Here is a 12,221-nt window from a genome sequence, read left to right on the forward strand (position 1 = left end):
CTGTTTGTCTGATAACAAACCAACTTTGAATCTGACCAGAGTCAATAGCTTGGCTAAAGCTTAAGGGCTTATCCCGAACTCAGGTTAAATTATCTATGGCGCAGGGTGCAAAGTGAAAAAATATCGAGTTATCGTCAGGGAATTAACAGAAGATTGCGGGCCGTGTCATAGGCAATACGTAAGTTCAACATTTGAAACTGAAAGCCTGTTGAAGGCAATGCTATATCTAATCGCAAACCGAATATCTGGAAATAAAGCTAAAACTTCATTCTTGAATTTACCGGATAGGATAAAACGACCCTCTAAATAGTGTAGTCATGAGGATAAGCATATGAGATTCTTTCAAGAAATAAAAGGAGCTCATATGACATAACCCCATCACAGGCATGATATTTCGGATAAAGTCTGGTTGCTGCTTGAGAGCATTTATCAGGTCGCGAGAGGACTTGGGGAGGGGTAGCCATTGATAATCGTCAGTTTATCAATGCTGTTTTCTGGATTATGCGAACAGGAGTTCCGGGGAGAGATTTACCGCCGGATTACGGGGGCTGGAGCAATACCTACCGTCGTTTTATTCGTTGGCGTAACAAAGTATCCGGGAGAAGTTGCTGGAAATCCTGATTGATGACCCGGATTATGAATGACTGATGATCGATGCCAGCCATCGTAAAGTTTATCCACATGCCAGTGGAGCCAGAGGTGGTAATCAGGATAGATCTATTGAACCATATCAGACCGAGCAGGTGCGAGTTATTCAAGACATTCCAAGTATAGCTATGGCAACGCACTGACTGAAATCATGATGAATGTGTTACCCTACCCAAAGTTCTACGAAAGCCAGCGGTTAGCCTCCCGGTAACTTTATTCTTTAGGGTGATCCACAAGGAGCAATTCCAGCGCTGAAAACAATCGAGACAATTGCTGCAAAATCCTGTGTCCGTAATTCTACGGACTGATACTGGTGTATCAGATCAAGTTTCGATATTGAACCTTATCATTTCTCTGATCGTTTTTCGTGATTTACTATGTGCAGTTCTGCCATGCGCCAGTCATGCGTATTCATCATTTTCATTGTTCTCTCAATATTCATCGCCGGATGTAATTCCGAATCCGGTACGCCGGTCGAGTCTCCTCCGCCCGATGTTATGGTTGCAAGCGTGCTGTCGCGTTCCGTGCGAACATGGGATGAATTCAATGGGCGTGTTCGTGCGATCCAGACGGTAGAGTTGCGTCCTCGCGTTAGTGGCTACATCAATCGCATTGCCTATAAGGAAGGTAGCGAAGTCAAACCCGGCGATCTTCTCTTTGTCATCGATCCCCGTCCGTACCGGGATGCACTTCACCAGGCACAGGCAGAACTTGAACGTGCACGGTCCGCAGCGAGTCTTGCACAAAGCAAGACTGAACATGCGCATGCACTATTTGCACAACAAGCCATATCGCGCGAGGAGTTCAATGGTAGAAAAAACGATTTGAACCAAACGGCTGCCGAGGTTCGTGCAGCGAAAGCTGCTGTAGCCACTGCTAAACTCAATCTCGATTTTACCGAGGTTCGTGCACCAATCGCAGGTCGCGTGAGTCGAGCATATTTGACTGCGGGTAATCTTGCCCGGGCTGACCAGTCCATGTTGACAACCCTGGTCTCGCAGGATCCCATGTATGTGTATTTCGACTGTGATGAACATAGTTTTCTGCGCTATAAGAAATTTGCTCTCAAGAACGATCACGAGAACACTATTTATTCGGTTCGTATCGGCTTGGCTGATGGGGAAGGCTTTCTCCATCATGGAACGGTAGATTTCTTTGACAATCAACTCAATCCCGCAACCGGGACAATACGTGTCCGTGCCGTTGTTCCTAATTCAGATCGTTTGCTGACACCGGGTCTTCATGCTCGGGTACAACTGCAAGGCAGCGATGAACTGCCTGTACTCCTGATCGACGCGAAGGCTATTCTGACCGATCAGGACCGCAAATATGTTTATGTATTAGGGGAGGGTAACAAGGCATTTCGCCGGGATATTACATTGGGTCGTCAGATCGATGGTTTGCGTATCGTGCAGTCGGGTCTTGACACGACAGATAAGGTCGTTGTCATTGGCGCGCAGAAGATCTTTCACGACGGGATGATCGTAAAACCTCAGCATGTTGCCATGGAAACGCAGGCAACCACTCCTCTTCTCGTTCCATGAAGTGTTAAAGTAAAAGCGTACGATCATGGATTTCTCCAAGTTCTTCATCGACCGTCCCATATTTGCCATCGTTCTCTCGGTGATCATTTTTGCGGCGGGACTGATCGCCATCCCGCTGCTGCCTGCAGGTGAATATCCGGAAGTGGTGCCGCCAAGCGTGGTCGTGCGCGCAACATACCCGGGCGCCAATCCCAAAGAGATCGCAGATTCAATCGCCGTTCCGCTGGAAGAAGCGATCAACAGCGTTGAAGGGATCATGTATATGAAGTCCGTTGCAGGCTCCGATGGCAGCCTGCAAGTGACAGTTACTTTTACGTCCGGCATCGATCCGGATACCGCTGCTGTGCGCGTACAGAACCGTGTCGCCCAGGCCCTGTCCCGTCTGCCTAACGATGTACGCCAGTACGGCGTAACCACACAGAAGCAGTCCCCGACTCCGCTTATGTACGTGAATCTTTCTTCACCCGATGGTCGATATGATTCGGTCTATCTGCGTAACTATATGACCTTGAATATCAAGGATCAGCTTTCACGCTTGAAGGGTGTTGGCAACGTCGGATTGTACGGCGAAGGTGATTATGCGATGCGCTTGTGGCTGAATCCGAATGAGCTTGCCGCGCGGGGTCTTACAGCCAGCGACGTGGTGGATGCTGTTCGTGAACAGAATGTGCAGGTATCCGCGGGGCAATTGGGGGCTGAACCATCGCCCCAGGGGGCAGATTTCCTCGTTCCGATCAATGTGCGCGGACGGCTCCGCAGTGAACAGGAGTTCGGTGATATCGTACTCAAAAGTGCCGACGATGGCCAATTGGTCCGCTTATCTGATGTAGGCCGTGTCGAGCTCGGCTCCAGCGATTACACGCTGCATGCCATGATCGATAACAGGGGCAGCACCAGCGTCGGTATTTTTTTGACGCCCAGTGCTAACTCTCTGGAGGTGGCTAGAACGGTCTATGCCAAGTTTGAAGAACTTGCAGCAAATTTTCCTCCGGGTATCGAGTATCGGGTAGTGTGGGACCCTACTGTTTTTGTCCGGGATTCCATTCGAGCCGTGGGTCAGACACTGATCGAGGCGGTCTTTCTGGTCGTGCTGGTGGTCATTCTCTTTCTGCAGACCTGGCGCGCATCGATCATTCCTCTGATTGCGGTGCCGGTCTCGATTATCGGCACGTTCGCCTGGCTGTACCTGCTTGGGTATTCCATCAATACATTGACATTGTTTGGATTGGTCCTGGCCGTGGGGATTGTCGTCGATGATGCGATTGTCGTCGTGGAAAACGTCGAGCGCTATATTGAGAAAGGCCTGAGCCCTCTCGCAGCGGCACACCAGGCGATGAAAGAAGTTTCCGGTCCGATCATCGCCATTGCGCTGGTGTTATGCGCTGTATTCGTGCCCATGGCATTCCTGAGTGGTGTCACCGGAGAGTTCTACAAGCAATTTGCCGTCACCATCGCCATATCCACCATTATTTCTGCGATCAATTCGCTCACCCTGTCGCCGGCATTGGCAGCAAAACTGCTCAAAGGACAGGGTGCCCCGAAAGATAAATTTACCCGGGTACTTGAGCGTAGTCTGGGATGGCTGTTTCATCCTTTCAACCGCCTGTTTCTCCGCAGCTCCGACAAATATCAAGGCACGGTAGCCCGAACGTTGAATCGACGGGGCATCGTATTTGCCGTCTATGCGGGGTTATTGCTCGCGACTGTCGTACTATTCCATATCGTACCGACTGGCTTCATTCCAAATCAGGATAAACTTTATCTTTTCGCTGGCGCCAAATTGCCGGAGGGCGCTTCGCTCGCTCGTACTGATGCCGTTACACGTCAACTCAACGACCTTGCCAGTAGTATTGAAGGCGTAGAAATGACCGAAAGCTATGTAGGGATGAATGCATTGCAGTCAGTCAATACGCCCAATCTGGCTGCGTCTTACGTCATCCTCAAACCTTTCGACCAACGCCAGCGTTCTGCTGAATCGATCACGGCTGAACTGAATGCCAAGTTGACTGATATCAAGGACGGGCAAGCCTATGCCTTATTGCCTCCGTCCATACAGGGCCTGGGCAACGGGTCGGGCTATTCGCTCTATCTGGTCGATCGGGGAGGGCTGGGGTACGGGGCATTGCAAAACGTCATGACACATTTCCAGAATGTGATTGCACAGACGCCAGGCATGACTTTTCCTGTCAGCTCATACCAGGCCAACGTCCCACAGCTCGAGGTCAAGGTAGATCGAGTCAAAGCCAAAGCTCAGGGAGTAAATCTGACAGACCTCTTCAATACGTTGCAGGTCTATCTTGGTTCCTTCTACATCAATGATTTCAATCTGTATGGTCGTGTTTATCGCGTGATGGCACAGGCGGATGCGGCTTTTCGCCAGAATGCTGAAGACATCAACAATCTGTATACGCGCAATAGTCGAGGAGAAATGGTTCCGCTAGGGTCGATGGTAACGATTCAACATACCTTTGGCCCGGATCCGGTCATCCGCTACAACGGCTATCCCGCAGCTGATCTGATAGGTGACGCTGATCCTCGCGTACTCTCCTCAGGGCAAGTCATCGCCAAGCTTTCGCAGATCGCTGCAGAGGTTCTGCCTCGTGGTATTACACTGGAATGGACCGACCTGAGCTATCAGCAGGTCACTCAAGGTAATGCAGCAGCCATCGTATTCCCCTTATCGATCATGCTGACTTTTCTGGTGCTGGCTGCCCTCTATGAGAGCTGGACACTACCCCTGGCGGTCATCCTGATCGTGCCGGTATGTATGTGTGCTGCACTTTTCGGCATTTGGCTCACAGGTGGTGACAATAATATATTCGTCCAGGTGGGACTGGTCGTATTGATGGGGCTGGCATGCAAGAATGCCATCCTGATCGTTGAATTCGCACGGGAACTGGAGATCCAGGGCAAGGATATTGTCGAAGCTGCTCTGGAAGCCTGCCATCTTCGACTGCGGCCGATCGTGATGACTTCGATCGCCTTCATCGCCGGATCTGTTCCCTTGGTGTTTAGTTACGGCGCTGGTAGTGAGGTACGCTACGCAACCGGTATCACCGTCTTCGCCGGCATGCTCGGAGTAACGTTATTTGGATTGTTTCTTACTCCTGTCTTTTACGTTGCTCTGCGCAAGCTGGCCCATTTCAACCATCTTAAGTCGCAGGAAGGGTGATCGCTGATTAAACAGCTTATGTTGACGATCGTGACCAGGGAGATTTGTGCAACAGTGGGATTGAAATTTTCAACGCGCCCCTAACGTTCCCGTAGCGCTTCGGCGGCACGGTTCAGAGGCTTGATCAGATAATCTAGAACGGTTTTCTGGCCGGTACGGATTTCAGCTGTGGCTACCATGCCGGGCATAATGGCATGGCGTTTACCATCCTTGGTCTCAAGGTAAGCATGTTTGGTCAGCAGGTAGACACGGTAGTAGTAGAGGCGCTTGTCAACCTGATCTTCGATGGTGTCGGGTGAAATGTTTTGTACTGTGGCGTCCAGCGTGCCGTAGATTGAGGGCTCGAAAGCGGTGATCTTCACGGTAGCAACCTGATCTGGGTGAATGAAGGCGATGTCTCGCGGGCTGAGGCGAGCCTCGACCAGTAACTGGTCATCCAGCGGAACGATCTCCATCAATTCGCCACCGGGACCGATCACACCTCCTATGGTATTCACGCGTACATCCTTGACGATTCCGCGTGTGGGTGAGGTAATAACGGTGCGGCGCAGTTGGTCGGCTCGACCTTCGCGCACCTTGAGCAGCGGACCGAGGTCGGCCATGGTGGTAGCGTAGTCGGATTTGAGCGCTACGGAGTACTGGCCCTTGGTGGCAGCCAGCTTGGTTGAAAGTTCAGCAGCCTTTTGCTTCAGGCGCAGGATCTCGACTTCGTTGGTAGCACCCGTCTTGAGCAAAGGCATGGCAATGTCGATTTCCTGTTGGGCCAGGCGCAATTGCCGGCTGAGTTGAGAAACATTTTCGTGAAAGGCTTGTACATCAGTACGGAAAAGCTGACGCTCACGCTCGATCACGGCCTTTTCGTCAGCCAGTTCAGGCGGGAAAATGATATCGGATTTATTTTCAATTTCAGCTCTCAAGCGTGCGGCGCGCGCTTGCAAGGCAATTATTTTCTGCGCGGCCTCCTCGACCGAGGAGCGGCTTAAGGCTGGATCCAGCGTGGCGAGCTTCTGTCCATTCTCGACCACGTCACCTTCATGCACGACCAACTCGGACAGAATGCCACCTTCCAGACTCTGGATAATTTGGCCTTTGGAGGCTGGAGTCACCTTGCCTTCGCCGATGGCCACTTCATCCAGAACTGCAAAATACGACCAGATCAGGAAGATCGCCATGCTGGCTACGATCAGCCAGAGGATGGAACTGGCGGTGAAACGAGATTCATCCTTGCCGAAAGCATCATCCTGTAAATTCATGGTGAGGTTCCAGTGGTTTGCGGTTGGCGTTGTGGCTGAGAGTGGACCTGGATATGAGTTTTAGAGCGAGCCACGTTCTGGCTGTTGGCCGCAAGGCTGCGAATAGCGGCAAGTATTTCCTCTCTCGGGCCGTCTCGCACGATACGGCCACTGTCGATGACGATGATGCGATCTACCAGGGACAACAGTGGGTAGCGGTGGGTAGCCACGATCAGTGTGCGTCCACCCAGCCATTGACGCATGTTCTCGATGATGTTACGTTCAGTGCTTTCATCCAGCGAAGCCGTTGGTTCATCCAGCAGCAGCACATTGGGGGTGCGCAGAAAGGTGCGAGCCAGTATCAGTGACTGCTTCTGGCCTCCCGAAAGTCCAAAGCCATTCTCGCGTAACAAAAGATCGAGACCGTGCGGTTGTTTGAGCAGAAGTTGATCGGCACATGACAGGCGCATCGCCGCTAGCAATTCTTCATCAGTTGCCAGCGGATTAGCCAGCAATAAGTTTTCGCGCAGGCTACCGTAGAATAGACTAGCCTCCTGCAGGACAGTGCCTATATCACGCCGTACATCGGCTACGTCGATCATGCTAATGGGTGTGTCGTTGAAAAGCACGCGGCCTTGCTGAGGTATCGCCAGGCCGGCCAACACGCGCAACAAGGTGGATTTGCCTGCACCCACACGGCCCAGGATGGCAATGCGCTCTCCAGGCCGGATAGAGAGACACGGTATCGTGAGTACCGGTTTTTCTTGAGGATCGAAACTGTAGCTGACGTTCTCAAATTCGTAGCGACCCAGCAGTACTGGTTTGTGATAAGTATTTTTGTCGGCGGGATGATCGATCGGCAATTCCAGCAATTTATCCAATCCATCTTTGCCGACACGGGCGTTCTGCAGGCGCGACAGCACAGCAGGAATCTGGGACAGGGGGGCGATGGTGCGACTGGTGAGTATGGAGCAGGCCATTACGGCACCGAAAGAAAGATCGGTATCTAGGATGGCATAAACTCCCTCAATGAGGACACCTGCATAGGCCAGTTGCTGCACGGTTTGAGATAAATTCATTAGCAGACCGGACAGATAACGCTGTTTGAGGCTGATATCGGCATTAATGAAATTGGTTTGATCCCACAGTTGCCGGAAGCGCGGTTCAGCTTGCAGGGTTTTGATGTCTTCAATGCGGTAGATGGATTCCATCAGGATGGCATTGCGCAGGGCGGCTTCGGCCATACCCTCTTTCGACAGTTTGGCAAGTGGATATTGCGCTAACACACCCGGCAGTACCAGCAGTGGAATGGCGGCTAGTGGCACAAGGACCAACCAGCCGCCGAGCACCCAGATGATCAAAAGAAAGGCGAACACAAAAGGCAGATCGATCAGCACACCCAATGCACTGGAAGTCAGTAGTTCCCGTAATTGCTCCAGATCGCGCAGTTGGGCGATCAAGCTGCCCGGAGAACGAGGCCGAGCATCGTTGCGAATATCCAACACGCGTGCGAAAAACATAGAAGATAGCTTGATATCCGCATTCTTGCCGAAATGGTCGGCAATCGTTACGCGCATCATGCGGAGCATCAGTTCCAGCAGCAGGGCCATGGCCACACCGGAGGTCAGTACCCATAATGTATTGATTGAGCGTGCGGGGATTACGCGATCCCAAACTTGCATTGCGAACAGCGCCGTGCAGATCGCCAGCAAGTTGCTGAACAGCGAACCGGCACACAGTTCAAATAACGTTTTCCAGTGCGAAATAAAGATATCACGCAGCCAGTGGTCGGTTGTGGTGACTAAATAATCATTCACTCGATCCTTGCGCGGGGCTGTGCGTTCGTGTACCAGCAATAGCAGACGAGGGTGGTTGTCGATCGTCAGCAGGCGCTCCAGTACTTTTCCTTCCAAAGTCAACAAAATGGTCGCGCGGCTGGCATTTATATCGATGAGCAGGCCTATTTGGCCTCCATCCAGTTCGAGTAAGGCTGGCAGCATGATGGGCGAAAGCCTAGCCAGAGATATCTCAACGAATTTTGCCGATAAGCCAGCCTGGGCCGCAATGTCAAGCACGGCAGCATGTGGATCATCGCAGCCGACCCAGGAAGCCGCGCCACGCACGCATTCGGGCGATGTCTGCAATCCCAGCTGACGTGCAGCTAGTAGCAGCGATTCGGCCCAATATGTAGCAGGGGCCATGATTTGCTTGCGCGTGGTGTTATTCATGACGATTTCCTTCGCGATCACGGAGTTGCTGCACGAACCCTCCAACCGCTACTTGGGCGCGGATGCGGGCTATGGTAGCATCGGCCAGAGCGTTGATCCATTCGAGTTCCGATTGGTAGATATCACGCTCAGGGTTGAGAACATCGGTCAGTGTGCGCTTGTTTAGAATATATTCTTGCCAGTAAAGATTGCGTGAGACCTGAGCTAGTTCGATGATTTTTTCGTAGCTTGTCATGCGCTCAGCAGCACCTCTGGCCTCTATCTGGGCAGAATTAAGAGCACTGCGCGTAATCAAACGCTCATTTTCCAAAGCCTTACGGCTGGCGTTTGCCGCAGCTTTCGCGGCCTCGATCTGATGCCGTGCACTGTTGCCGAAATCGAAGCTGCCGCTCATGACCACGCTGATCCAAGTGTCGTTGAGTGCGCTGGCTGGGCCGGTCGTGAAGGAACGGGAAGCACCTACCCCAATGGAAGGATAACGACTGCCGCGCGCGACTTGAAGTTGGGCGTCGGCTGCTTGAACAGCAGCATCGGCAGCTTTGATTGATGGCCGTTGGTCGACATTGCCGTCGGGGGCGCCTAGTTTGCTAACTAGGCTCACGGTATCACCCAGGCAAGCTACGTTTTCAGGGCGCACCCCGATCAGCTCAGCCAGCTTGGCGGCGGCAACGTCGCGCCGCGTATTCGCCTGTTCAGCTTCAGCTTCGGCGCGTCTGATAGCTAGGTCTGCCATTGTTCTATCGGAGGAGACCGAGAGTCCGGCGCGCACACGATCAATGATCTTGGAATGGGTGGCCTTCAGCGCTTCGATTTGCTTATGGGCTGCGGCGATTCGATCTTGCGCGGCAGCCAGTTCGATAAAGTTGGTCGCGGTGTTATAGGCCACGGTCTCTATGGTATCGGCCAGTTGATGACCGGTCTGTTCCCCAACTGCATCTGCAGCTTTGATCCGGTTGGAAGTGACGCCGAAGTCGTAGATCAGTTGGCTGACACCCACCGATGTACGCAGGGCAGTGGTGTTGCCGGAGTTGAGTGCATTGTAGCTTCTGCCATAGCCGGGCTTCACGCCATAATCGACCTTGGGATACCAGGCCGCCTTGGCCACATCGACCTCGGCATTGCGTTGAATGACCTCGGCATGAGCACGGCTGATATCAGGATGATGAGCAATAGCGATACCGATTGCATCAGACAGAGTCAGGGCATCGAGGGAAACCCGTCGCACTTTCCCGCCATTGATTAATGGGGGTGGGAACGCGGCGGATGCAACGGAAATCACCCGACTGGGGATCGCTATATCACGCGGAACAGGTAATTTTCCCGCTAGTACGGTCGTACTTGCGTAAATCAAGGACAGCAGGGTAAACATGCGAAAAACGGGGAGCTGTCGCGTATTAAACGATGATCTGATTGTTCGCCAACAACGTAGCTAAATCAGTGGTCACACCATTCAAAGTTACCAGTGGAGTGGGACCATAGGCTAGATTTGAGCCGTCACGGTCGATATTGATCACTGTATTGCCTCCAGATGAAGTCAGGCTCAAAAAGTTCTCCACAGAACTGGTGCCAGGGTCGAAACTCACTAATAACCGTGAGATGTCAATGATGTCAGCGTTGGCATCAGTACCGATCATCCCGATCGTGAAGTCGGTAATGATATCGGTGCCGTTGCCACCAGTGGCATCAATAGGGTTGAGGCTCTCCCAGAGAAATACATCCCCGCCGGTGCCGCCTGTCAACATATCATTGCCACTGCCGCCAATCAGGATGTCGTTGCCAGCATTGCCGATAAGCGTGTCATTAGCGGTACTACCCCGCTCTACTCCGTAGCTACCGTTGGTGATGTCCAACCTTGCCTGATCGATGACAGTGCCACTGGTGAGCTGGTACTCGAAGCTGTCAATCAGCGGGCTGGTAAAATAATCCGTGGCCATGTCCGGTGTGTAGATGTAGTGCCCATCGGCGTAAAGTGTGAGCGTACCGTGGTCGCCGGTGACTGTCATGCCGTCTGTAACATCCACATAGGTGTTGGTGGCATCGAGAACCTGAAAGGTCGGCTGAGCGTCATTTGTCACGTCATTGGCAAGCACATTACCGTGAACGTTGGTGGTGCCTGTGACCACGTACTGGTCGGTATGCGTGACATTGACGTCGGTTGTGATATTGATGCTGGTAAGTATTCCTGTAAGCGATTTCAAATGGATGCGATATGTTCCAGCATCCAGATCCAGTGTGGCAAGATTAATAGTTCCGAAGGTGCCAATTGAAGCCAACGAGGAAAAATCGAAAGTGCCGTTGGATACCGCAGTCCAGACACCCGGGGCTGTCTCCTCCTGGATGACCAGAGTGGTATTCGTGATTACTGCCACGAGTGTAGATAGTTTTACTGTGCCGGAAACGGCTTCATTACCGTTGATCGTAAAACTGGCACTATTGTAGGTGTTGGGAATAGGATTAAGAGGAATGGTGTCGGCAGTGGCGGAGTCATTGAACCTGTCTTCCGGTGGCGGATTGTCAAATACTATCCCTGCTGCACCTGCATCATTGGCAGCTACATCATTACTGCTGATGTTGATGGCAAGCGTGGCAGTACTGGTAGCATTGTTTGCCGTGTCAAACAGGGTGTAGGTGAATGTATCCATCTGGCCGATGGATGAGCTGTTGGCCGTGTTGGGTGTGTAAGTATATGCACCGGTTTCCCGATTGATCACCAGCGAGCCCCAGTCGCCGGTGATTGTGTTGTCGCCGGCTACGAGTGGCTCGCCATTGATATGGCTAATGATCGTCGTTGCCGTGACGTTCTGATCATTGGTGATGACGTTGCCACTACTTGACGTCGTATCCGCCACATAAGTGTGTGCATATTCAGTGCCTGTAACTGAGAGGGTATTGAGAACAGAAAGGCCCACACCGCCATAAGAGACGAAGGCGCGGTATTGTCCCTCACCGAGCAGCTGTTGCACGCCATAACTGCCATCGTTCAGCAGACCGATTGTCAGGATCGTTGCGCCATCCGACAATGAATCAACCGTAGTCCACTTTCCGGTGCTTGCATTCCATTTCTGAACGACGATCCGGTAATCGCCCAGGAGACTTAGATTAAGGAGTGAACCGAATGTGAAGACAAGATCCTCTACATGTCCGCTCGGGATATCAAAGGATACTTTTTCCGTGCCCAGCAATTCCGTTTGCAGATCCAGGCCAGCTAATCCAACACCCATTCCAAGTAACGTGGTTGCACTCCCTTCATTGACTGCAGCTGACGTGGTGTTAATGTTCACCATCGCAACTTCTGTATTGTTGATGGCAGTCAGCGGGGCTATCACCGTATTGGTCACCGGGCTGTTCAGGAGGCTGGCGGCATCGTTGCCGGCCAGATCCTGAATGGCGTTGAGGT

At 52.2% G+C, this 12,221-nt stretch carries 6 protein-coding genes and 1 pseudogene; 3 read left to right on the forward strand and 4 right to left on the reverse strand.

All coding sequences use genetic code 11. The features are described 5' to 3' along the window. Positions 1-391 precede the first annotated feature (391 nt). The 3 genes and pseudogenes from ABUL11_RS08875 to ABUL11_RS08885 form a co-directional block, all read left to right on the forward strand. Positions 392-719: pseudogene (locus ABUL11_RS08875) on the forward strand (transposase); the annotation flags it as partial. A 306-nt stretch (positions 720-1,025) separates the two neighbouring features. After that, a complete protein-coding gene (locus ABUL11_RS08880; RefSeq protein ID WP_350283498.1) occupies positions 1,026-2,192 on the forward strand; it encodes an efflux RND transporter periplasmic adaptor subunit in 1,167 nt (388 codons plus the stop codon). A 25-nt stretch (positions 2,193-2,217) separates the two neighbouring features. After that, complete coding sequence (locus tag ABUL11_RS08885) at positions 2,218-5,364, forward strand: efflux RND transporter permease subunit (protein ID WP_350283499.1); 3,147 nt, start codon at positions 2,218-2,220, stop codon at positions 5,362-5,364. An 80-nt stretch (positions 5,365-5,444) separates the two neighbouring features. Here ABUL11_RS08885 and ABUL11_RS08890 read toward each other — a convergent pair whose 3' ends face one another. From ABUL11_RS08890 to ABUL11_RS08905, 4 genes are all read right to left on the reverse strand, one after another. Then, on the reverse strand, positions 5,445-6,617 hold the full coding sequence (locus tag ABUL11_RS08890; protein WP_350283500.1) for a beta-barrel domain-containing protein: 1,173 nt from the start codon (positions 6,615-6,617) through the stop codon (positions 5,445-5,447). Then, the gene (locus ABUL11_RS08895) at positions 6,614-8,824 is read right to left on the reverse strand and encodes a type I secretion system permease/ATPase (RefSeq protein WP_350283501.1); all 2,211 of its coding nucleotides are present in this window, start codon (positions 8,822-8,824) and stop codon (positions 6,614-6,616) included. Before ABUL11_RS08895 ends, ABUL11_RS08890 begins: the two co-directional genes overlap by 4 nt. Then, positions 8,817-10,175 (reverse strand): TolC family protein, encoded by a 1,359-nt coding sequence (locus tag ABUL11_RS08900; RefSeq protein ID WP_350283502.1) that lies wholly within the window; start codon positions 10,173-10,175, stop codon positions 8,817-8,819. Before ABUL11_RS08900 ends, ABUL11_RS08895 begins: the two co-directional genes overlap by 8 nt. A gap of 43 nt (positions 10,176-10,218) precedes the next feature. Then, a partial coding sequence (locus ABUL11_RS08905) for a BapA/Bap/LapF family large adhesin (RefSeq protein WP_350283503.1) occupies positions 10,219-12,221 on the reverse strand: 2,003 nt, incomplete at its 5' end.

The organism is Nitrosomonas sp. (genome assembly GCF_040256045.1).
Lineage (GTDB): Bacteria > Pseudomonadota > Gammaproteobacteria > Burkholderiales > Nitrosomonadaceae > Nitrosomonas.